A 22,342-nucleotide genomic window follows, 5' to 3' on the forward strand; every position below is an offset into this window, starting at 1 on the left:
GTGCTAAAGCCGGCCGCTTTCGTAGAAACTGTAGCTCAGCGTGATCTGCTGGATGTCCTTGGTGTCGGGATCGTCGAGGATCGCCGGATCTACGTAATAGATCACCGGCATTTCCACGTCCTGCCCCGGCTTCAGCGTCTGCTCGGTAAAGCAGAAGCATTCGATCTTGTTGAAATACTTGCCCGCCTGAACCGGGCTGACGTTGAACACGGCCGTCCCGGTGACTTCCCGCGCCGAGTTGTTCTTAGCCTCGTACTTGGCCAGCGCCTTTTCGCCGATCATGACATTGCTGGTCGTCTGCATCGGGCGGAACGACCATGGCAGGCCGTTCGAAACATTGCCGTCGAATCGCACCGAGATGCGCTGTCCGGTGGCCTGGACCTGGGCGGCCTGCGCCGTGCTGGCGCGCTGGGTCGTGCCGTCGATTCCGGTTACCTGGCAGAACATCCGATAGAGCGGCACCGCTGCGTAGCCCAGCGCCAGCATCGCAAGCGCAACGCCCAGGAAGATCAGCCCGGTGCGCGCATTGCGCGAACCCTGCGTCTTATCGTGCACACCGGAGGGAGAAGCGATGCTCTGGGCCATACTCAACTCGTGGGAAAACGGACGACGGTCAACAGGAAGAAGAGCACGACCAGTCCGCCCAGGAACAGGCCGAGCGCGATATTGCGCGCCTTCTGCCGGGCACGGACTTCGCGGGTCAGCTTTTCGCGGTCGGTCTCGGTCATGCGATCACCCCCGCCTGCGCGAGCAGCCGGTCGAGGACCAGCGCCCCGAACAGGATGAAGAGATACAGGATCGAATAGGCAAACAGGCGCTTTTCGGGCTTCATCGCGTCGCCAACCTGCGCGCGGCGAAGGCCCACCGGGATCGCCAGGGCGATGAACAGCGCGGACAGCGCAGCGGACGAGACCGCATAGACCATCCCTGCCCCACCCACGAAGAACGGCGCCAGCGCGATGGGAGCCAGCATGACCGCATAGGCCAGGATCTGGCGACGCGTCGAAACCTCGCCCGCGACGACCGGCATCATCGGGATGCCGACGCGCGCATAATCGGTCTTAACAAACAGGGCGAGCGCCCAGAAATGCGGCGGCGTCCACATGAAGATGATTGCGAACAAGAGGATCGGCATCAGCGTGATGTCGCCGGTCACGGCCACCCAGCCGATCAGCGGCGGAAACGCCCCGGCACCGCCGCCCACCACGATGTTCTGCGGGGTGCGCGGCTTCAGCCACATCGTATAGACGACCGCGTAATAGAAGATCGATATGGCCAGGAGCGCAGCCGCAAGCCAGCCCACGCCGAGGCCCATCACGACCACCGACCCCGCCGATAGCGCCACCGCGAAGTCGCGCGCGGTTTCACGGTCCATGCGGCCCGCGGGGATCGGGCGCTTGGCAGTGCGCTTCATCTCGGCATCGATGTCGGCCTCGTACCATTGGTTGATCGCCGCCGCGCCGCCCGCACCCAGCGCGATGCACAGGATCGCGGTGAAGCCGATGATCGGGTGGATGGACCCGGGCGCCGCAAGCAGCCCGCAGATCGCCGTGAACACCACCAGGCTCATCACGCGCGGTTTGGTCAGCGCGACGAAATCGCGCCAGTCGGCCGGCATCGTGACCGCCTGCTTCATCGTGTCTTCGGCTGGACTCATGCTCGCCATAATAATCCTCGGGCCGAAAGGGGCCAGCTTTACCTTGAACGAAAGGGGGAGCGTGACGGAGCCGAAGCCCCGTCGACGCCCCCCAATGCCTTATCCGGTCCGCTTTTCACGCAGATCCCGACAGGTAGTCAGCCTGCTCAGTGAGCGTGGCCAGCCTCGTCGTCGATCAGCGGCAGCGTCTCGAACTGGTGGAACGGCGGAGGCGAGGACAGAGTCCACTCCAGCGTCGTCGCACCTTCGCCCCAATAGTTAGCTTCCGCCTTCTTACGCGCCACTATCGAGTACACGATATTGGCGAAGAAGATCACGATGCTCACAGCCATGATCTCGTAACCGCGGGTCGCGACCCAGTTCCACAGCTCGAAGGCCGGGGTGTAGTCGGGGTAGCGACGCGGCATGCCGTTCATGCCCAGGAAGTGCATCGGGAAGAACAGAGTGTTCACGCCGATGAAGAACACCACGAACTGCAGCTTTGCCAGGAATTCGGAGTGCCAGACACCGAACATCTTGGGGAACCAGTAGAACCAGCCGGCGAACATCGCGGTCACGGCGCCCAGCGACAGCACGTAGTGGAAGTGCGCCACCACGTAATAGCTGTCGTGCAGATTGTCGTCGATGCCGCCATTGGCCAGCACCACGCCGGTCACGCCGCCAACAGTGAACAGGAAGATGAAGCCCAGCGCCCACCACATCGGCGAGGCGAAGCGCAGCGATCCGCCCCACATCGTGGCGATCCAGCTGAAGATCTTCACGCCGGTCGGCACCGCGATGACCATGGTCGCCGCCGTGAAATACATCTTCTCGTTCACCGACAGGCCGACGGTGTACATGTGGTGCGCCCACACGATGAAGCCGACGACGCCGATCGCGACCATGGCATAAGCCATGCCGAGGTAGCCGAACACCGGCTTGCGGCTGAAGGTCGAGATGATCTGCGAGATGATGCCGAAGCCCGGCAGGATCATGATGTACACTTCGGGGTGGCCGAAGAACCAGAACAGGTGCTGGTAGAGGATCGGGTCACCGCCACCCTGCGGGGTGAAGAAGGTGGTGTTGAAGTTGCGGTCGGTCAGCAGCATCGTGATGGCAGCGGCCAGCACCGGAAGCGCAAGCAGCAGCAGGAATGCGGTGACCAGCACGGACCACACGAACAGCGGCATCTTGTGCAGGCTCATGCCAGGTGCGCGCATGTTGAAGATGGTGGTGATGAAGTTGATGGCGCCCATGATCGAGCCCGCACCCGCAAGGTGGAGCGCGAAGATACCGAAGTCCACCGCCGGTCCGGGCGAACCCGTGGTCGAAAGCGGGGCATAGACGGTCCAGCCGGTGCCCGCACCCATGCCCGTACCGCCGGGCAGGAACGCGCTCATCATCAGCGAGCAGAAACCCATGAAGGTCAGCCAGAAGCTGATGTTGTTCATGCGCGGGAACGCCATGTCGGGCGCGCCGATCATGATCGGGACGAACCAGTTGGCAAATCCGCCGATCATGGCTGGCATGACCACGAAGAACACCATGATCAGGCCATGCGCCGTGATCAGCACGTTCCACAGATGCAGCGAACCGTCGAAGTCGCCGGCCGCGCCGCCCATGAATTCGTGGACCGCGCCCAGGTACTGGATGCCCGGCTCGGCCAGTTCCATGCGCATGATGCCCGAAATCGCGCCGCCGATGACGGCCGCGAAGATCGAGAAGATCAGGTAGAGAGTGCCGATGTCCTTGTGGTTCGTCGACATGAACCAGCGCTGGAAGAACGCCGGCTTGTGGTCCGCATGCGCGTCGTGATGCGCATCCTCGTGGACCGGGAAGCTTTCAGGGGCGGTGGTGGCCATGCTCTTGGTACCCTATCCGTAAAATCTGTCAGGCTTCGGTCGTTGCCGGTTCGGCGGCATCGACGTCTTCCTCGAGTGCGCTGTCGGGGCGGGGAGCACCCGCCGCTCCGGGAATGGCCGATTCGGGCTGCTGGGTCGGAACCTCGAGCTCGGTCTCGGTCTCTGCCCCCAGCGTGCCGCCCGGCTGTTCCAGCACCCACTGTTCGAACTCTGCCATCGGCAGTGCCTCTACCGCGATCGGCATGAAGGCATGACGGGCGCCGCACAGTTCCATGCACTGGCCGTAATAGACGCCCGGCTCCTTGATGAAGATCACCTTCTCGTTCAGGCGGCCCGGAACGGCGTCCAGCTTGAACCAGAGCGAGGGAATCGCGAACGAGTGGATCACGTCGGCGCCGATCGTCTGGATCCGGATCGGAACACCCGCCGGAACGACCATACGCTTGTCGACCGCCAGCTGGGTCGGCTCGCCGGCGGCCAGCGCCTCGTCCTCGGGCAGCATGTTCGAGATGACCTCGAACCCGCCGTAATCGGGATAGGTATAGCCCCAGTACCACTGGTAGCCGGTGACCTTGACGGTGAACGCGCCTTCAGGGGCGGTTTCGTACTGGTTGGCGAGAAGCCGCATCGACGGCACCGCGATGCCCAGCAGTACCAGCACCGGCAGCAGCGTCCAGATAACCTCGATCACCGTGTTGTGGCTGGTGCGCGAGGGATTGGGATTGGCCTTGGCGCGATAGCGGCCCATCACCCAGATCAGCAGGAACAGCACCAGCAGGCTGATCGCCGCGATGATCGGCAGCAGCACCCAGTTGTGCATCCACTGGCCATATTCGCCGATCGGCGAATATTGCGTCTGGAAACCGATCGCGCCGGGCGTGGGCATGCCCTTGCCCTCGGTCGGCTGCATCGGGACGTAACCGCCCACGACGGCGTCTTCCGGCAGCGCGGTGGCTTCGGTGGCGGCGGCCCATGCGGTGCCGGCCGAAACCATCAGCATGGCGCCTGCCAGGCTGGCGAATTCGGCTGCGCGGCGGATTCCCATGACTTTCAAGATCGCTTTCCCTGATCCCGGTCCCGCCTTCCGGCACGGTGTGAAAAATACCATGCAGGGCGGCGGTTTGACTGAACTGAAGCGCGAAACATGTCCACGCATGTAGCACGAAAAACATGCCATCGGTCATGCCCGATCGGGCAAAACTTGGGGCGCCTATACGCGCGCTTGCGGGCCGCCTCAAGCACCTCTAGGGATATTTTTGAATTAGCTTGCAATCCGCAGGCATTTCGCCATCTGGCGACCACCCGTTTCGCACCGGCGACAAGCTCCCTTCCGCATCCTTTCCATGTATCGATGATGCGGGACCTTTGCTTTCCATCTGCCGGGACGGTTCAACTGGACGAGGAAAGATGACCGAAGACGAAGTCCTGTCGGAATTTCGCGCCGCCGGCGCCCTGCTCGAAGGGCACTTCCTGCTCTCGTCGGGCAGGCACAGCGCGCATTATCTTCAATGCGCGCGCGTTCTGATGAACCCGAACCGCGCGGGCAGGCTGGCGGTGGCTCTTGCTTCCGCGCTTCCGCGCGAACTGCGGAGCAGGATCGACAAGGTCGTGTCGCCCGCGATGGGCGGCATCATCATCGGGCACGAAATGGGGCGCGCGCTGCAGGTCGACGCCATATTCGTGGAACGCCCGACCGGGACCTTCGAACTGCGCCGCGGTTTCGACATCCAGCCGGGCGAAAGAATCCTGATGGTCGAGGATGTTGTCACCACCGGCCTTTCCAGCCGCGAGGCGATCAGCGCGGTCGAGGGTGCGGGCGGCAAGGTCGTGGGCATCTGCTCGCTGGTCGACCGTTCGGGCGGGCAGGTCGAATTCGACATTCCCTATCACGCGCTCGTCTCGCTCTCTTTCCCGACCTATGCGGAAGACGAGCTGCCGGACGATCTGGCCGCGGTGCCGGTGGAAAAGCCCGGCAGCCGCAAGAAGCCCTGACAGGAGTTCGCCGCGTGCAAACCTCTCGCCTTCGCCTGGGCGTGAACATCGATCACGTCGCCACCATCCGCAACGCGCGCGGCGGGGATCATCCCGATCCGGTCCGCGCGGCCGAGATCGTGGCCTCGGTCGGCGGTGACGGGATCACCGCCCATCTGCGCGAGGATCGCCGCCATATCCGCGACGGCGACCTGTCGCGCATCCAGTCCGCGACCGGCCTCCCACTCAACCTCGAGATGGCGGCGACCGACGAGATGCTGGCGATCGCCCTCTCCCATGCGCCGCACGCGGCCTGCATCGTGCCGGAAAAGCGCGAGGAGCGGACGACCGAGGGCGGGCTGGACGCCGCCGGGCAGCACAACCGGCTGGCGCCGATCGTCACGCGGCTGTCTGATGCGGGCATTCGCGTGTCGCTGTTCATCGAGCCCGAGGAACGCCAGCTTGATGCGGCGCTGAGGCTGGGCGTGCCGGTCGTTGAATTCCACACCGGCGAATATGCGCATGCGACCGGCCCGGAACGCGCGCGCGAGTTGAAGCGTATAGCCGACATGGCGGCGCTGGCGGCAAAGAACGGGATCGAGCCGCACGCGGGTCACGGGCTGACCTATGACAATGTGCAGCCGATCGCCGCGATCCCGCAGCTCGCCGAGCTGAACATCGGGCATTATTTGATCGGAGAGGCCGTGTTCGTCGGGCTGGAAACCGCGGTGCGCCGCATGCGGGACCTGATGGATGAAGCGCGCTAGCGCCCTCTCGATAACAGCCAGGCTCTCGCGGCGACATGCGGCCTGCGGGGGCGTGACGCCATGATCATCGGCCTGGGTTCCGATCTCTGCAATATCGAGCGAATCCAGAATTCTCTGGACCGGTTCGGCGAGCGTTTCGAGCTTCGCGTCTTCACTGACGTCGAACGTGCCAAGGCCGCGCGCCGTCCGTTCACGAGCGCGGGCACCTATGCCAAGCGCTTTGCCGCGAAAGAGGCGTTTTCCAAGGCGGTCGGCACCGGCTTCAAGCGCGGCGTGTTCATGAAGGACATCGGCGTGGTCAACGCGCCATCGGGTGCGCCTACGCTGGCGCTGGCCGGCGGCGCGGCGGCGCGATTGGCCGAGATAACGCCTGCCGGGCACGAGGCGGTCGTCCATCTGACGATGACCGACGACCATCCCTGGGCACAGGCCTTCGTGGTGATCGAGGGGCGGGTTATAGAGGCTGGGGCGTTAGAGGCTGGGCCACTGGCGGGCGGGCCGTGAACAGCCCCCGCCCCGAATGGCGCGGCAACTGGCGTTCGCATACGCACCGGCCCCCGCCCCCCGCCCTGGAGCCGATCAGCGGGCAGCCGAGCGAGCGGGTGAACTGGCTGCACGAAGCGGGCGGGCTGGTCGCCATGCTGCTGGCGGTGCTGGCGTTCCATTCGCTGATCGCCAAGCCCTTCTATATCCCCAGCGGATCGATGATGCCCAACTTGCTGGTCGGCGACCGGCTGATCGTGTCGAAATACCCCTATGGCTGGAGCTGGGTGTCCGCCTCGTTCCATGTCGTGCCGCGGTCAGCGCGCCGGGTGATGGCATCTACTCCCGAATATGGCGATATCGTCATCGTGACCCCGCCCTATGCGAACGAGGACTGGATCAAGCGCGTCGTCGCCCTGCCCGGCGACACGATCGCCGTGCGCCGCGGCCAGATCATCCTGAACGGCTCGCCCGTCCCGCAGGAGGTCGAGCCGCCGGTCCAGCTGGATACCGACGATTCGCAATTCTGCGACGGCCGCCCCTGCCTGGAAGCGTATGAGCGGTTTCGCGTACGCCTTCCCAGCGGACGCGAGGTGTACGAGCCGCCGACCTGGCGCGAGACGCTGCCTAATGGCGCCAGCTATCTGGTAATCGATCACCTGAACCAGCCGCTCGACAACATGGACGAGATCGCGGTTCCAAGCGGCCATGTCTTCGTGATGGGCGACAACCGCGACCATTCGGCCGACAGCCGCGAGATGCGTCCCGGCCACGGGCTGGGCGGTCCGGTACCGCTGGCGGATGTCGGCGGCAGGGCCGAATTCATCACCTTCTCGCTCGACGGCAGCGAATCGTGGAATCCGCTTTCGTGGTGGAGCGGCTTGCGTACCGAACGCGCGTGGAGCAGTCTGCGCCCGGTCATCAGAACAGCGCCTCCGCCAGGGCCGGAATCGACAAGATAAGGCCAGGGGAGCAGCGCATGGACGACCGGGATCCGCAGCCGCAGACGACCAGCCCGACAAGCATATCGGACCCGCGCCTTCGCTTCGAGGCGCGCAAGGCGCTGATCTGGGTGTCGGTGGTCGCGCTGATCGGCATCGCCATCTATATGTCGCAGGCGTTGCTGGTCGTGTTCGGCGGGCTGGTCTTTGCAGCGATCATCGACGGCGGCGCCCGGCTGCTTGGGCGGGTCCTGCCCATCGGGCGCAGTTGGCGCGTCGCCATCGTGCTGCTGCTGACGGTCGCCTTCGTCGCCTGGGTGGCGATCTTCGCGGGCACGTCGCTGGCCGAGGAAGCCGCGCAATTCCCCGCCCTGGTCGAGCAGCAGGCGATCCGCCTGATGGAATGGCTGCGGATGCAGGGCGTCGAGGTCAATGCCGAGCGCTTCAGCGGGCTTGCCCAGCAGGCGCTTGGCGGGATCGGTCAGCTGACCACCGCCGTCGGCGGCCTTATCGGCGGGTTCACCACCGGTTTCCTGATCATAATCCTGGGCGTCTATATCGCGTTCGAACCCAATCTGTACGAGCGCGGGGTGGCATGGATGGTGCCCGACCACCGGCGGAGTGCCTTCCTGGAACTGGCGAGCGAGATGGGCATGTCGCTGCGCCGGCTGATGTTCGGCAGGATCGTGGGCATGGTATGCGAGGGGATACTGACCTGGGCGGCGCTTGCAGCCTATGGCGTGCCGCTTTCGGTGCTGCTGGGGCTGCTGACCGGACTGCTGGCGTTCATACCCAATATCGGCGCGGTCATATCCGGCCTGCTGATGGTGCTGGTGGGCTTTTCGGGCGGCCCCGACATGGCGCTGTATTGCGTGGGCGTCTATCTGGTGGTCCAGACCTTCGACGGCTATGTCGTCATTCCGATGATCGCGCGCAAGACGGTCGACCTGGCGCCTGCGCTGGTCCTGGCGGGCCAGCTGATCCTCGGTGTGCTGTTCGGCATACTGGGGCTGGCTCTGGCCGACCCGCTGATCGCGATGATCAAGGTCATGCTTGAGTATCGGTCGGAGCACAGCTCGGACGATCAATATGGCGACAAGGAAGCGGAACGCAGTTTTCAACCGGGATGACGGCCCGGTTCGGGGGATCGAAAGCAGGAATGGCACGCAAGTTTCTCTATGCCATCGCCATCGTGGTGGTGCTCATCATCGCAGGCGGTATCGCGCTGTCGTTCTGGTCGAATGAGCTGACGCAGCTGGCCTTCGTGCCGGGCGGGGAGTTCGAGGAGCAGGCCGCGCTGGAAAACAACGCCTATGAGGACCCGGCGATGTGGATCGCCCGGCCCGGCATGGGCGAGGGCAATCCCGCCCGCTTCCTGCCCGATGGCTTCACGCCCGAGGAAGGCACGTCGGACAGCGCCGTGTTCTTCGTCCACCCCACCAGCTATACCGCGACCGATCACTGGAACGCGCCGCTGGACGATGCGGCCGGGCGCAGCGGGGCGGAACTGTTCGTGCGCGGGATGGCCAGCCCGTTCAATCGATCTGCCCAGCTATGGGCGCCGCGCTATCGGCAGGCCGCCGTGGGCGCCTTCCTGACCGAAAAGCCCGAGGCGAAGCGCGCGGTCGATGCCGCCTATGCCGATGTCGCGCAGGCGTTCGACTATTTCGTCGCGTCGATCCCGCAGGACGCGCCCATCGTGCTGGCGGGTCATAGCCAAGGTGCGCTCCACCTGATCCGGCTGATCAAGGAGAAGGTCGCGGGCACCCCCCTCGCCCCTCGCATCGTCGCGGCCTATGTCGTCGGCTGGCCCGTATCGACCGAAACCGACCTGCCCGCCATGGCCATGCCAGCATGCGCCACCCCCGGCCAGCCCGGCTGCGTGATGAGCTGGCAGAGCTTTGCCGAACCCGCCGAGCCCGAGGCCTTGCTGGAAGCCTATGCCCGCGGGCCCGATCTGGACGGCAGGCCCAAGCTGCCCGAAAACGTGCTGTGCACCAATCCGCTTACCGGAGGGACGGGCGGCGAAGCGCCGATGGGCGACAATCTGGGCACCCTGGTCCCGAACGCGGGCATGACGGGCGGCACGCTGGTGGCGGGCGCGGTTCCGGCGAAATGCGATCCGCGCGGCATATTGCTGATCGGCGACCCGCCCGAAATGGGCAGCGCGGTGCTGCCGGGCAATAATTACCACGTCTATGACATCCCCCTGTTCTGGGCCAATCTGCGCGCCGATGTCGCGGCGCGAGAGGAAGGCTACGCCAAGGCACGGACAGCCGCGCAATGATCTTGGAGAATGCGCGCGGCTTTGCCGACGCGCTGCCGGATGGCGGCGTGCTGCTGGGGCTCGATCCCGGTACCAAGACGGTCGGGGTCGCCATGTGCGATGCCGGCTGGCGGTTCGCCACGGCGGGCAAGACTCTGCCGCGCGGCAAGTTCGGGCCGCTGAAGGAAGCGCTCGCCGCCCTGCTGGCGGCGCGCAAGGTGGCCGGCATCGTGGTCGGCCTTGCCAGGAACATGGACGGAAGCGAAGGCCCCCGTGCGCAGGCCGCGCGCGCGCTTGCCCGCAATCTGGACGAGGCCTTCGCGCTGCCCATCCTGCTGTGGGACGAACGGCTCTCTACCGCCGGGGCGGAGCGCGCGATGATCGAGCAGGACATGAGCCGGGCCCGGCGTGCCGAGCGGATCGACAGCCATGCAGCGGCGGTCATCCTGCAGGCTGCGATCGACGCGTTATCGGCGTCTTTCCTCGATTGATAACAGTGAGTTAGTGTGAGGTATCGAAACGATCGGGGTCAAGCGCCGCGATCGCTTCGGGCATGGCCTCGCGCAGGAATGACAGGATCTGGCGACAGCGGTCGGGCTCGCCTGCCTGCAGGGAACGCTCCGCATCGGCCAGCTTGCGTTCCATGACCTGCAGCATGTGGCGGCAATTATTGGCTGCGTGACGCAATTCGTCCGCTTCGCCAGTCCTGCCCGTGCCGTTCCCGTCCATCTCGCGCGCATTGCGAAGAATCGGAAGCAGTTGCAATATCATCTGACATAGCAACAAAATTTAATTTGCCGATCGGATCGCCACCACGATGCCGTCCGCCATGTCCGCCGGAACCTCTCCGCCTTCCGGCACGCGCTGCGCGTCGGCGCGGGCACGAACCAGCACCGATTGTGGCACGTTGCGGTCATGAATGACCACATCCGCGCCGCCCAGAAGCCGCGCTTCGCGCAAGGTAAGGTCGTCGGGATCGGCTGACCGCAAGAGGATCTGGAAAAACCCCTGCTCGGTATCGTTCCTGTCGCCCGACAGCCAGCGATCGACCGCGTCCTCGCCCTGTACCGCCATCGGGTCGAGCGGGCCGCCTTCGCGCAGCGCCGCGTCGAGCGCGCGGCGCCGCTGGTCGGATGTCGGAAAGCGCGCGCGGATCGCCGGGCGCGCGGCGGACAATTGCGACGCCAGCCGGCCGAGGCCCTGCGGCAGGAAGCGCTCAAGCCGCAGCCGCAGCATCTTGGCCATGCCTGCCGACGCGCCGCCGGTGCCGACCGCCACGATCACCGGTTCGCGGTCGACGATCGACGGGACGGTGAAATCGCACAGCGCGGGCCGGTCGGTCACGTTGACGATCAGCCCCTTGCCGCGCAGCCGCATCGCCGCGGCCCTGGCCTCGCCCTCGTCATCCAGCACCACGAAGGCGAGCTGGGCGTGATGTGCCTCAGCCTCGCCCACGCAGATGCCGCCTGCCCGTTCGACCAGGCGGCGCTTGGCTTCGGCAGCCTCGCCCAGGCCCAGCACCACGACCCTGCGATCGGCGATGCGGTGGAAGAGCGGCAGCGAGTTCACAGCCAGTCCGGCACGCGTTCGGCGGCGAGGATGGCGGCAGGCTCGATCCGGTCGGCCACCACCGCGAAGCGGTCGCCGCTGACCAGCACTTCGGGCACCAGCGCGCGCGAATTATAGGTGTTCGCCATCGTCGCGCCATAGGCGCCCGCGGTACGGAACACCGCCAGGTCGCCGGTCTGCACCGAGTCGATCTCGCGCTCCTTGGCGAAGACGTCGCTCGATTCGCAGATCGGGCCGACCACGCTGGCGGTCAGGCGATCGCCCGTTGGCCGGACCGCGGCGAAGTCGTGCCAGGCGTCGTACATCGCGGGGCGGGCCAGATCGTTCATCGCCGCGTCGACCACCACGAAAGGCGCGGTCACGCCCTGCTTCACCCGGATGACTTCGGTGACGAGCATGCCCGAATTGCCGGTGATTACGCGCCCCGGCTCGAACATCAGCGTCACGTCCCAGCCCTTGCAGACCCGCGCGACCATCGCGCCATAATCGGCGGGCGAGGGAAACTGCTCGCCCTCGCGGTAGGGGACGCCGACGCCGCCGCCCAGGTCCATGTGGGTGACGTGGTGCCCCTCGGCCCGGATCGCCTCCATCAGCGCGCCCATGCGGCTGAAAGCGGCCTCCAGCGGGGCAAGGCTCTGCAACTGGCTTCCGATATGCACCGCCAGCCCGCGAAGGTTCATGCCGGACAGGCGCGCCAGACGGTCGAACATCTCCGCCGCGCGGTCATAGGGCACGCCGAACTTGTTCTCGGCCTTGCCGGTCGAGATCTTGGCATGGGTCCCCGCCTCGACATCGGGGTTCACGCGCAGGGCGCAGGGCGCGGTCACGCCGCGCTCGGCGGCCAGCGCGGCCAGTTCCTCGCCCTCTTCCTCGGATTCCACGTTGAACTGCCCGATCCCCGCTTCCAGCGCGGCGGCCAGTTCGCGCCGCGTCTTGCCGACGCCCGAGAACACGATGTCGGCTGCCGGAATGCCCGCCGCCAGCGCGCGGCGCATCTCGCCCTCGGACACGACATCGGCGCCGAAGCCCTGCTCCTTCAGCACTTTCAGCACCGCGACATTGGGGTTCGACTTCACCGCGAAGGCCAGGTGGACGCTGGGCAGATCGGCCAGCCCCTCGCGGAACACCTGCGCATGGCGTTCCAGCGTGGCGCGCGAATAGACATAGACGGGCGTGCCGACCTGTTCCGCGATGCGGGCCAGCGGCACGTTTTCGGCATGAAGTTCGCCGTTGTGGTAATGGAAATGGTCCAAGGAAAATCAGCCTTCGGGCGGGAGGTCGAACGGGTCTTCCTCGCGCGGTTCGGATCGTACGCGAAGTTCGACATTGCGTTCGGGCGCGGCCTGCACCGGCCGGTCGAGCAGATCGTCGGCATCGGGCCGGGTCGCCGCGCCATAGGGCTTGGGCGGCAGGTCGGCGCCGGGCGGCGGTTTCAGTTCGGTCTGGCGGGCGCAGCCGGTGACGGCAAGCGCCGCAAGGGCAAGCGTGATGGCAAGACGCATGTCAGTCCTCCCCGATCCCGGTTTCCGGCATGCCGAGCGCGCGGCGCGCATCGGCGACGCGCAGCCTTACCTGTGTGGGCGCGGTTCCGCCATGGCTGGCGCGCGCCGCGACCGAGGAATCGACCGACAGCGCCTTGTAGACCCGCTCGTCGATGCGGCTGTCGATGGCCTTCAACTCGTCGATGGTCAGCCCGTCGAGCGCGATGCCCCGGCTCTCGGCCAGCTTGACCGCCGCGCCTGTGATGTGATGCGCCTCGCGGAAGGGGATGTCGCCTTCGCGCACCAGCCAATCGGCAAGGTCGGTCGCGGTGGCATAGCCCTGCTCCGCCGCGCCGCGCATCCGGTCGGTGCGGAACGTCGCGCCCGCGATCATGCCTTCGCTGGCCGCGATGGACAGCGCGAGCAGGCCATGCGCCTCGAACACCGGCGGCTTGTCGTCCTGCATGTCCTTGGAATAGGCGAGCGGCAGGCCCTTCATCGTCATCATCAGGCTCATCAGGCAGCCCGTGACCCGCCCCGCATGGCCGCGCACCAGTTCGGCGGCGTCAGGGTTCTTCTTTTGCGGCATGATGGAACTGCCGGTCGAAAGCGTATCGGGCAGCCGCACGAAACCGAAGGGCTGGCTGGCCCACAGCACCAGCTCCTCCGCCAGACGCGACAGGTGCAGCGCGATCTGGCTGGCGGCCTGCAGATAGTCGAGCGCGAAATCGCGGTCGGACACGGCGTCGAGGCTGTTATCGGTCGGCCGGTCGAAATCCAGCGCGTCGCAGGTCGCCTGCCGGTCGATCGGAAAACCCGTTCCCGCCAGCGCCGCGCTGCCCAGCGGACATTCGTTCATCCGCGCGCGCGCATCCAACAGGCGCGAACGGTCGCGGCGGAACATCTCGTAATAGGCCATCAGATGGTGGCCCAGCGTCACCGGCTGCGCGGTCTGCAGATGGGTGAAGCCGGGCATGATGCTGCCCGCATGTTCATCCGCACGCGTCACCAGCGCGCGTTGCAGCGCGGCCAGCCCCGCATCGGTCTGGTCCAGCGCGTCGCGCACCCACAGCTTGAAATCGGTCGCGACCTGGTCGTTGCGGCTGCGCGCGGTGTGAAGGCGTCCGGCGGGGGCGCCGATCAGCTGGGTCAGCCGGTCCTCAGTCACCATGTGGATGTCCTCGAGATCCCAGTTCTCGGGCACGCCGTTCGCTTCATATTCGGCGGCGACCGCGTCGAGGCCGCCGGTGATCGCTGTCACATCCTCTGCCGAAACGATGCCCTGCGCGCCCAGCATGGCGACATGCGCCTTGGACGCGCGGATGTCCTGCCGCCACAGTGCCTTGTCGAAGGGGATGGAGGCGTTTATCTCGCGCATGATCGCGGACGGCCCTTCGGCGAAGCGTCCGCCCCACATCTGGTTGGCGCCCCTGGCCCCATCCCTGTTTTTGCCGCCCTCACCTGCTCCGGAGCCGGAATTGCCCATGATAGATCGCATACCTTCTTACCTGGCGAGGGCGCTGGCCCTTGGCGCCGCCCTCTCGCTTGGCGCGTGCGATAGTCAAAGCGGCGCGCCGCAGCAAGGCGAGGCAGTGCAAAGCGCCGATGCCGCCCCCGAAGCCGGCGTGCTGGACGACAGCCACGCGGGCGAGGCGCTGCCCGATTTCACCATCGCCCTGCCCGACGGGACCGAACGGAAGCTGGCGGAATTCACCGGCCAGCCGCTGCTGATCAACCTGTGGGCGACCTGGTGCGGGCCCTGCAAGCTTGAGATGCCGATGCTGGACCAGCTGGCGGGCGAGCGCGAGGGATCGCTCAAGGTGCTGACCGTGTCGCAGGACATGCAGGGCGCCGAGGTGGTCACGCCCTTCTTCGAAGAGCAGGATTTTGCCAATCTTGAGCCGTGGATCGATGCGGGGAACGATTTGGGCTTCGCCTATGGCGGCGGGGTGCTGCCGCTGACGATCTATTACGACGCCGAAGGCAGGGAAGTGTGGCGCATGATCGGCGAGCATGACTGGACCAGCGCGGAGACCGCCGAGATGCTGGCGCTGGCCGAAGGCTGAGGCGGCACGGACCGGGCATACGAAAACGGCCGCCGCGATCTGGTCGCGGCGGCCGTTTTTCGAGGAGTTTCCGAAGGAAGCGGCGGTCGGGGCTGGCCCGAGCGCCTTTGGCCCATCAGTTCATCCAGATGAGGCCGAGCGTGCTGGCTGCCAACATCATGGGCACCACGCGAAGTGCCATGAAAGCAACGGCGCACTGGCGCGCAAGGCGTGAGGTCTCGTCCATGGTCATGTCCTTCCGTCGTGGTCCGGTCCGCGCTGTCTTCCAGCGAGCGGACGGTTGATCTGCTGTCCAACTACTTTCACCCAAAGGTGTTAAAGACAAGTAAATGATTGCCTCGCGGTTGCCCCGGATCGGTGCTGCAGCCGCGAACAAAACGGCGCGATTGACGCGAGCGGAAAAGCGTCTAAATCGGCCTGCACGCCGGGAGGGCATACTCCCCGGGGCGGTTAGCTCAGCTGGTAGAGCATCTCGTTTACACCGAGAGGGTCGGGGGTTCGAGCCCCTCACCGCCCACCATGGCTTCCCATGCGAATCGCGCAGGGAAGCGGCCCGCGAACGATCATGCATCGATTGTGCAGCCGCAAAAAACAGGCCGAAACGCGACTTAAAAAAATGTTCCCGGTCGAGACGTTTTTTTACGTTTTGGCAATTTCGGTCAGGTTGACTACCCAATTCGGGCGAATCACCAGGACTGCCAAGCCCTCTTTTCCGCGCGGCCCTGCGGTGCCATCATCGGCGCATGAAACGATCCTTCTCCCTTGCCGCCAGCCTTGCCGCCGTCGCCGCTCCTTGCGCGCTGACCCCCGTATCCGCCCTTGCGCAGCAGGCCGAAAGACCGGCTGCGACGCCCAGGGAAATCGCCGACGCCGCGCCGCCAAGCGACTGGACCGAAATCGCGCCCGATGATTTGATGATCATCACCCTCGCCCCCACCGAAACGGGCGAGGAGCGGCAGATCGTGATCCGCCTGATGAGCGAACCCTTTGCGCAAGGCTGGGTCGACAATCTGCGCACGCTGACACGCGCGCGCTGGTACGATGGGCTGTGGGTCTATCGACTGGTCGACAATTTCGTCGTGCAATGGGGCGATCCGGCCAGCGACCCCGACAGCGGCGAAACGCCCCGCCCCCTTCACCCCGGCATGCTGACCCCGCCCGCAAGCGACTACGTCCACCGCACGGGCCAGACGATGCCGGTCATCGACCCCTGCGCCGCTGGCGGTTTCAGCGCAGAGGCCATCTGCGACAATTTCGCGCCTGCCGCCGGGTTTCGCGAAGGCTGGCCGGTCGCCTGGGATGCCACCAGCATCTGGCCGGTCCACTGCTATGGCATGGTCGGCGTGGGCCGCAACGAAGCGCCCGATACCGGCAGCGGCAGCGAGCTTTACGCCATCATCGGCCATGCCCCGCGCAGGCTGGACCGCAATCTGGCGCTGGTCGGCCGGGTGATCGAGGGGATGGAGCATTTCTCGGCCCTGCCGCGCGGGCACGGGCGGATGAACACCTATGAGGACACGTCAGATCGCACGCCGATCCGGTCGGTCCGGCTGGCGAGCGAGATGGCCGATGCGCCGCGCTTCGAATATCTCTCGACCGAGAGCGACAGTTTTGCCCGCATGGCCGATGTGTTCGCCGCCGGGACCAATGACTTCTATACGGTGACGGCGGGCGATACCGATGTCTGCGCGGTGCCGCTGCCGGTCAGGCGCGCGAGCGAATAGGCGCGGTTGTGCGTCGGGCTCGGCCCCAAGACCCTGTTGGCCCCAAGACCCTTTTGACCTCTAAACCCTGTTGGCCTGAGCGACAGCGTCGCTGGCGCGCAGGGCGCTGATGTTGCGCGTCAGATGCGCCAGGTCGCGAACCTCTATGTCGACGACATAGTGGCCGAAGCGTTCGTCACGCGACACCAGCCCCAGATGCGAGATATTGACGTGATTGGCCGCGAAGATGCCCGTCATCTCCGCCAAAGTGCCGGGGCGGTTGTAGAGGATCACGTTGAGCCGCCCCGTCGCGCCGTCGGTGCGTGGGTCCCATGACAGGTCGGTCCATTCCTCGTCGGCGGCTTCCCTGGCCAGCGTCAGGCAATCGATGGTGTGCACGTCGACGGTCTTGCCGTCCTGCACCCCGACGATGCGGTCGCCGGGCACCGGATGGCAGCAATCCGCCAGCGCGAAATCCGTGCCGCGTCCGATGCCCCGGATGCGGACGCCGCGCTGCGGAGCCTGCCAGAAGCTGTTGTCGGGCAATTCGGCGGCGCTGCCCGGGACCAGCGCTTCCATCACCTCACGCTCCGCCAGCCGCGCTTCGCCGATGGCGTGCATCAGTGTGTCCTCGTCCGCCATGTCCAGCCGCTTGAGCGCGGCCGACAAGGCCTTCTTGCCGACTTTGCCGGGCATCCGCGCGACGATCGAATCGAACAGGTCACGGCCCGTCTCGATCGTCTCCTCGCGCTCCTTCATGCGGACCGATCGCCGGATCGCGGCGCGCGCCTTGGCGGTGGTGACGAAGCTGAGCCATGTCAGCTGCGGCTCGCTGTCGTGGCCCTTGATGATCTCGACCACGTCGCCGTTCGCCAGCGGCGTGCGCAGCGGCATGTGCCGCCCGTTGATCTTCGCGCCCACCGTCTGCGCGCCCAGGTCGGTGTGGACGGCAAAGGCGAAATCCACCGGCGTCGCGCCCTTGGGAAGCTGGTAGAGCGCGCCTTTGGGCGTGAAGGCGAAGATGCGGTCCTGGTAGATCGCCAGCTTCGCATTCTCGAGCAGTTCCTCGGCGTCCTGCGCCTGCTCCATCACCTCGATCAGGTCGCGCAGCCAGCCGACCTGCCCGTCGGGCGTGGCGCCGCCCTGCTTATAGGCCCAGTGCGCGGCCAGGCCGAATTCGTTGGTGCGGTGCATCTCCTGCGTGCGGATCTGCACCTCCATCCGCATCGAATTACGATAGATCATCGCGGTATGCAGCGAGCGATAGCCGTTCGCCTTGGGCGTCGAGATATAGTCCTTGAACCGCCCCGGCAGGCTGGACCAGTGGCGATGCAACATGCCCAAAGCGCGGTAGCAGTCGTCCTCGCTGTCGGTGAGGACGCGAAAGGCCATGATGTCGGTGATCTGTTCGAAGCTGACGTGGCGTTCGGCCATCTTGCGCCAGATCGAATAGGGATGCTTCTCGCGCCCTGACACCTCGACGTTCAGACCGCCCTCGGCCAGCACCTGCTTGATGCGCAGCGCGATTTCGTCGACCTGGCCGCCTTCTTCGGATCGGATCTGCGCCAGTCGGCCGGTGATGGTGGCATAGGCCTGCGGTTCGAGCTGTTCGAAGGCCAGCAATTGCATCTCGCGCATGTATTCGTACATGCCCACCCGCTCGGCCAGCGGGGCGTAGATATCCATCGTCTCGCGCGCGATGCGCTGGCGCTTTTCGGGCTTGGCTATGAAATGCAGCGTGCGCATGTTGTGCAGCCGGTCGGCCAGCTTGACCAGAAGGACGCGCAGATCCTCGCTCATCGCCAGCAGGAACTTGCGCAGGTTTTCGGCCGCGCGCTCGTTCTCGGGCATCTGCTCGATCTTGGACAGCTTGGTCACGCCGTCGACCAGCCGCGCGACTTCGGCCCCGAAATTGCGCTCCACATCCTCGATCGTGGCGAGCGTGTCCTCCACCGTGTCGTGGAGCAGCGCGGTGATGATCGTTTCCTGGTCCAGCTTCAGGTCGGTCATCAGCCCCGCGACTTCGACCGGGTGGCTGAAATAGGGGTCGCCGCTGGCGCGCTTCTGCGTGCCGTGCTTCTGCACGGTATAGACATAGGCACGGTTCAGCATCGCCTCGTCCGCATCGGGATCGTAGGCTTTGACTCGTTCGACAAGTTCGTACTGGCGCAGCATGCTGGGGCCGAATTTGGGCGCTAATTGCGGGGCTTGCAACCGGCCTGTTCAGGAAAATGCGCGGGCGATGCGCCGATGCGAACAGGCCTCCTAGAACAATCCGGGCATCTCGATCTGCGCGACCGTCGGATTCCGCGGCATGATCACCCGCTTGCCCAGCGATTTCGTGCCCTGCGTGCCCGCAACAAGCGGCTGGCAATAGCCGCTCTCAAGGAAAGAGGCGGCCGCAATCGTCATTTCTTCGGCGGGATTGCCCAGCATGTCCGTCAGCTCGTCATAAGCGAGGCAGGCGTTCGGCATGGTGCTGGCCATGCCCGTGTAGTAATCCGCATTGCCCGCCGCGTTCACGGTTCGGAACGTCACCGCGCGCAGGCGGTCGTCGCATTCCTCCAGATCGAAGGCATACTGGCCCACCGGCTTGCCATAGGTATTCTCGCCGATCAGCGCGGTGTTCTCTCCCGAATAGGGGATCTGCGCGTTCATGATCATTTCCGATGCCGAAGCGCTGTTGCTGGTGCCGATGAAAGCCACCTTCACCGCATCGATCGCTCCGTCCTGGCGGCGGAAGTAATAGGTGTCGTTCTGCGATGCCTTGCTGGGCCGCAGTTCGAGCGTCGAATATTCCTCGCCCACATGGCCGGCGTTCAGCAGCTCGCTCAGCACCTGCGACGTGCGGATCAGGCCGCCGCCGTTGTAGCGCACGTCGACGATCACCTTGTCGATGCCCTGCGCGCCGAAATCGGCGAAGGCGTCGCGCAATTGCTGCTCCGCAGGCTCGATGAAGGTGCGCAGGTTGATATAGCCGTATTTCCCGATCCCGGTATCGACGATGGTCGATCCATAGCGCGGGGACAGCGGCTGGATGTCGTATTCGGCCTTGGTCACCGTGCGCGTCTGCACGGCGCCATAGCCCGTGCCGCTGACTGCCCGGAACCGGAACACGCGGCTTACGCCGCTTTCCGACGGGCCCAGCGCCTCGACCAGCGTGTCATAGTCCATTGCGGCGACATCGACGAGGTTCGAGCTTGTCGTGCCGATAGCCAGGATCTCGGTCCCGCGGTCCATGCCCGCGGCATAGGCGGGCGCATTCTCATAGGCTTCGCGAAGGAGCAGGCGGCCCGTCTCGTCGATCACCAGAAGCGCGCCGATCCCGGCGGTCGAACCGCTTTCGTAATAGGCGTTCTCTTCCTCGATCGAGGTAAGATAGGTGAAGCCGCGGTCCTTCGATTCCTCGCGGGCGGGCGCGACCAGCGCGTCGACATAGCGCTGCACATCCGGATAATCGGACGCCCGCACGTTCTGGGCAAGAAGGTCGGGGAAAAGGTACCATTCCTCGAGCACGTCCCTGGCCCAAGCCTGACGGCTGGCCAGCGAACAGGTGATGCTGGTCGGTGTGGGCGTGGGTGCGGGCGAAGGCGACACCACGGTCGGCCCGGATGCGGAGCCGTCCCCGCCCCCGCCCCCGCCGCAGCCCGACAGGGCCAGTACCATCGCCAGCGCGCCCAGCGCATTTCCGGGCCGGGCAAGCGGCTTCCAGCGCGGTGCCGATGTCAGTCCCATGATGTGTCGCGATCCCTTGTGCGGGCACGCCGACATGGCCGCCCGCTGCATGACGCCATGCTATCGCTGCCGAGCTTTAATTTGAAATGAACTGGATGCAGAAATCTGTGAGGATCAACTCCACGCCGCTTGCGGAGGAAGGCTCATCAGGATCGCATCGACATTGCCCCCGGTCTTCAGGCCGAACAGGGTTCCGCGGTCATAGACCAGGTTGAATTCGGCATAGCGCCCCCGCCATTCCAGCATGCGCTGGCGGTCGGCGGCGTCCCATTCGTGGTCCATGCGGCGGCGCACGATGCGCGGATACGCGTCCAGGAACGCCTCGCCCACCGCGCGGGTAAAGGTGAAATTGGCGTCGAAGCCGGCCATGTCCCCGCAATCCAGATGGTCGTAGAAGATGCCGCCGACGCCGCGGTGGACGCCGCGATGGGGGATGTAGAAATACTCGTCCGCCCATTTGCTGAAACGCTCGTAATAATCCGCGCCATGCGCGTCGCAGGCGGCTTTAAGCACCGCGTGGAAATCGCGCGTATCCTCTTCATAGGGGATCGGCGGGTTTAGGTCGGCCCCGCCGCCGAACCAGGATTTCTGCGTGGTCAGGAACCGCGTGTTCATGTGCACCGCCGGGACATGCGGATTGGCCATGTGGGCGACCAGGCTGATGCCTGTGGCGGTGAAATCGGGATGTTCCGCACTGGCGCCGTTGATCGTGGCCGCGAATTGCGGGGCGAAGCTGCCGTGCACGGTCGAGACATTGACGCCGACCTTCTCGAACACCTTGCCCTTCATCACCCCGCGCGTGCCGCCGCCGGGGTTGTCGTTGCCTTCCTCCTCGCGCTGCCATGGCGTATAGGTGAAGGCGGCGTCGCTGCCGGCCTCGCGCTCGATCTCTTCGAAGGCGGCGCAGATCCGGTTGCGTAGCGTTTCGAACCACTCGCGTGCCTGCTCGGTCTGATTTGTCCAGTCGGTCATGGCGAGAGCGCTTGCCAAACTGCGGGGATCGCGGCAATAGCAAGCGCATGGTTCCCGTTTCGTTCGCATCCATGGAATTCGCCGGCCAGGAATGGCGCATGGTCGCCGATGCCCGGGGCGGCCGCGCTCTGTACTGGGAGCGGGAAAATGCGCTGATCGTGGCCGATCTCCATCTTGAAAAGGCCAGCTTCTATGCGCGCAGCGGCCAGATGCTGCCCCCCTATGACAGCCGCGAAACGCTGGAGCGCGTGGCGCAGGCGGTGCGGGCGACCGGCGCGCGGCGGGTGTTCACCCTGGGCGACAATTTCCACGATGCGGCCGGACCCGCCCGGATGGAGCCGCATGCGCGCGGCATGCTGGATGCGCTGACCCGCGCGCTCGACTGGGTGTGGGTGACCGGCAACCATGACGAAAAGCATGGCGAGGCTGCCGCCCCCGGCGGTACGCAGGTCGATGAGATGGAGGTTTCGGGCGTGATGCTGCGGCATATCGCACGGCCCGACGAGACGAGGCCCGAACTGTCCGGCCATTTCCATCCCCGGTTGCAATTGTCGCTGCGCGGGCGGAGAATCGTTCGGCCCTGCGCGGTGGTGGCCGAGGGGAACGGGCAGACCGGCGGGCGCATGGTGCTTCCTGCCTGCGGCGCGCTGACGGGCGGCATGGATGCGGGCGATCCCGCAATCGTGTCGGCGCTGCAGCCGGCCCGCGCGATCGAGGCGGCGGTTCCGGCGGCGGGGCGCTTGCTGCGATTCCCGCTGTGGCGTGCGGCCTGATCGGCGCGCCGAACCGCAGCAGGCTTGGATTCGGGCCGCGCCGTTCCTATTTTCTGCAGGGCCTTCGCGGAACGCACCATCCGGTGCCGAGTTCTCTCTTTATAAAAATCCCGATTG

At 65.7% G+C, this 22,342-nt stretch carries 23 protein-coding genes and 1 tRNA gene; 11 read left to right on the top strand and 13 right to left on the bottom strand.

Annotated features, from left to right (window positions below):
• Positions 1-3 precede the first annotated feature (3 nt).
• The 5 genes from A9D14_RS08990 to coxB form a co-directional block, all read right to left on the bottom strand.
• The gene (locus A9D14_RS08990) at positions 4-585 is read right to left on the bottom strand and encodes a cytochrome c oxidase assembly protein (RefSeq protein WP_066845477.1); all 582 of its coding nucleotides are present in this window, start codon (positions 583-585) and stop codon (positions 4-6) included.
• Positions 586-587: 2 nt separating this feature from the next.
• Entirely contained in the window at positions 588-728 is a 141-nt protein-coding gene (locus A9D14_RS19805) for a hypothetical protein (RefSeq protein WP_087910484.1), read from the bottom strand.
• Positions 725-1,657, bottom strand: a complete 933-nt coding sequence (locus A9D14_RS09000; protein WP_066848709.1) for a heme o synthase — start codon at positions 1,655-1,657, stop codon at positions 725-727. Before A9D14_RS09000 ends, A9D14_RS19805 begins: the two co-directional genes overlap by 4 nt.
• A gap of 146 nt (positions 1,658-1,803) precedes the next feature.
• Positions 1,804-3,498 carry a cytochrome c oxidase subunit I gene (gene ctaD, locus A9D14_RS09005; RefSeq protein ID WP_066845481.1) on the bottom strand — a complete coding sequence of 565 codons (1,695 nt, stop codon included), beginning with the start codon at positions 3,496-3,498 and terminating at the stop codon, positions 1,804-1,806.
• Between the two features lie 28 nt (positions 3,499-3,526).
• Positions 3,527-4,543 (bottom strand): cytochrome c oxidase subunit II, encoded by a 1,017-nt coding sequence (gene coxB / locus A9D14_RS09010; RefSeq protein WP_066845484.1) that lies wholly within the window; start codon positions 4,541-4,543, stop codon positions 3,527-3,529.
• Positions 4,544-4,905: 362 nt separating this feature from the next.
• Here coxB and pyrE point away from each other — a divergent pair, with 362 nt between their 5' ends.
• From pyrE to ruvX, 7 genes are read left to right on the top strand one after another with little or no spacing between them, the layout of a single operon-like run.
• Positions 4,906-5,490, top strand: a complete 585-nt coding sequence (gene pyrE / locus A9D14_RS09015) for an orotate phosphoribosyltransferase (RefSeq protein ID WP_066845487.1) — start codon at positions 4,906-4,908, stop codon at positions 5,488-5,490.
• Between the two features lie 14 nt (positions 5,491-5,504).
• Complete coding sequence (locus tag A9D14_RS09020; protein WP_083987813.1) at positions 5,505-6,236, top strand: pyridoxine 5'-phosphate synthase; 732 nt, start codon at positions 5,505-5,507, stop codon at positions 6,234-6,236.
• Between the two features lie 60 nt (positions 6,237-6,296).
• On the top strand, positions 6,297-6,740 hold the full coding sequence (gene acpS / locus A9D14_RS09025; protein WP_066845489.1) for a holo-ACP synthase: 444 nt from the start codon (positions 6,297-6,299) through the stop codon (positions 6,738-6,740).
• Positions 6,737-7,681 carry a signal peptidase I gene (gene lepB / locus A9D14_RS09030; protein ID WP_415877331.1) on the top strand — a complete coding sequence of 315 codons (945 nt, stop codon included), beginning with the start codon at positions 6,737-6,739 and terminating at the stop codon, positions 7,679-7,681. Before acpS ends, lepB begins: the two co-directional genes overlap by 4 nt.
• Positions 7,682-7,698: 17 nt before the next feature.
• Positions 7,699-8,790 carry an AI-2E family transporter gene (locus A9D14_RS09035; protein ID WP_066845491.1) on the top strand — a complete coding sequence of 364 codons (1,092 nt, stop codon included), beginning with the start codon at positions 7,699-7,701 and terminating at the stop codon, positions 8,788-8,790.
• Positions 8,791-8,819: 29 nt separating this feature from the next.
• Positions 8,820-9,947 (top strand): DUF3089 domain-containing protein, encoded by a 1,128-nt coding sequence (locus A9D14_RS09040; RefSeq protein ID WP_066845493.1) that lies wholly within the window; start codon positions 8,820-8,822, stop codon positions 9,945-9,947.
• The gene (gene ruvX / locus A9D14_RS09045; protein ID WP_066845496.1) at positions 9,944-10,417 is read left to right on the top strand and encodes a Holliday junction resolvase RuvX; all 474 of its coding nucleotides are present in this window, start codon (positions 9,944-9,946) and stop codon (positions 10,415-10,417) included. Before A9D14_RS09040 ends, ruvX begins: the two co-directional genes overlap by 4 nt.
• A 10-nt stretch (positions 10,418-10,427) precedes the next feature.
• Here ruvX and A9D14_RS09050 read toward each other — a convergent pair whose 3' ends face one another.
• Genes A9D14_RS09050 through argH form a run of 5 tightly spaced genes read right to left on the bottom strand, consistent with a single transcriptional unit; the run spans position 10,428 to position 14,393 of the window.
• Entirely contained in the window at positions 10,428-10,691 is a 264-nt protein-coding gene (locus tag A9D14_RS09050) for a hypothetical protein (RefSeq protein WP_157668182.1), read from the bottom strand.
• A gap of 24 nt (positions 10,692-10,715) precedes the next feature.
• The gene (locus A9D14_RS09055; protein ID WP_066845502.1) at positions 10,716-11,501 is read right to left on the bottom strand and encodes a precorrin-2 dehydrogenase/sirohydrochlorin ferrochelatase family protein; all 786 of its coding nucleotides are present in this window, start codon (positions 11,499-11,501) and stop codon (positions 10,716-10,718) included.
• On the bottom strand, positions 11,492-12,748 hold the full coding sequence (lysA, locus tag A9D14_RS09060) for a diaminopimelate decarboxylase (protein ID WP_066845505.1): 1,257 nt from the start codon (positions 12,746-12,748) through the stop codon (positions 11,492-11,494). Before lysA ends, A9D14_RS09055 begins: the two co-directional genes overlap by 10 nt.
• Positions 12,749-12,754: 6 nt before the next feature.
• Positions 12,755-12,997: a hypothetical protein gene (locus A9D14_RS09065; protein ID WP_066845508.1), complete on the bottom strand. Its 243-nt coding sequence runs from the start codon at positions 12,995-12,997 to the stop codon at positions 12,755-12,757.
• A 1-nt stretch (position 12,998) separates the two neighbouring features.
• Positions 12,999-14,393 carry an argininosuccinate lyase gene (argH, locus tag A9D14_RS09070; protein ID WP_066848718.1) on the bottom strand — a complete coding sequence of 465 codons (1,395 nt, stop codon included), beginning with the start codon at positions 14,391-14,393 and terminating at the stop codon, positions 12,999-13,001.
• A gap of 67 nt (positions 14,394-14,460) precedes the next feature.
• On the opposite strand from argH, the gene A9D14_RS09075 reads away from it, so the two are divergent.
• The 3 genes from A9D14_RS09075 to A9D14_RS09085 all read left to right on the top strand — a co-directional run bounded on the left by A9D14_RS09075 (position 14,461) and on the right by A9D14_RS09085 (position 16,766).
• Positions 14,461-15,042, top strand: a complete 582-nt coding sequence (locus tag A9D14_RS09075) for a TlpA family protein disulfide reductase (protein WP_066845511.1) — start codon at positions 14,461-14,463, stop codon at positions 15,040-15,042.
• A 444-nt stretch (positions 15,043-15,486) separates the two neighbouring features.
• Positions 15,487-15,562: transfer RNA gene (locus A9D14_RS09080), tRNA-Val, on the top strand.
• A gap of 223 nt (positions 15,563-15,785) precedes the next feature.
• Positions 15,786-16,766: a peptidylprolyl isomerase gene (locus tag A9D14_RS09085; RefSeq protein ID WP_066845514.1), complete on the top strand. Its 981-nt coding sequence runs from the start codon at positions 15,786-15,788 to the stop codon at positions 16,764-16,766.
• Positions 16,767-16,826: 60 nt separating this feature from the next.
• Here A9D14_RS09085 and A9D14_RS09090 read toward each other — a convergent pair whose 3' ends face one another.
• From A9D14_RS09090 to hemF, 3 genes are all read right to left on the bottom strand, one after another.
• Positions 16,827-18,920: a RelA/SpoT family protein gene (locus tag A9D14_RS09090; RefSeq protein WP_066845517.1), complete on the bottom strand. Its 2,094-nt coding sequence runs from the start codon at positions 18,918-18,920 to the stop codon at positions 16,827-16,829.
• A 90-nt stretch (positions 18,921-19,010) separates the two neighbouring features.
• A complete protein-coding gene (locus A9D14_RS09095; protein WP_083988025.1) occupies positions 19,011-20,480 on the bottom strand; it encodes a S41 family peptidase in 1,470 nt (489 codons plus the stop codon).
• 114 nt (positions 20,481-20,594) lie between these two features.
• Positions 20,595-21,452: an oxygen-dependent coproporphyrinogen oxidase gene (gene hemF / locus A9D14_RS09100; RefSeq protein WP_066845521.1), complete on the bottom strand. Its 858-nt coding sequence runs from the start codon at positions 21,450-21,452 to the stop codon at positions 20,595-20,597.
• 47 nt (positions 21,453-21,499) lie between these two features.
• Here hemF and pdeM point away from each other — a divergent pair, with 47 nt between their 5' ends.
• The gene (pdeM, locus tag A9D14_RS09105) at positions 21,500-22,225 is read left to right on the top strand and encodes a ligase-associated DNA damage response endonuclease PdeM (protein WP_066845524.1); all 726 of its coding nucleotides are present in this window, start codon (positions 21,500-21,502) and stop codon (positions 22,223-22,225) included.
• Positions 22,226-22,342 lie beyond the last annotated feature (117 nt).

Source organism: Croceicoccus marinus (assembly GCF_001661675.2).
GTDB classification, from domain to species: Bacteria; Pseudomonadota; Alphaproteobacteria; order Sphingomonadales; family Sphingomonadaceae; genus Croceicoccus; species Croceicoccus marinus.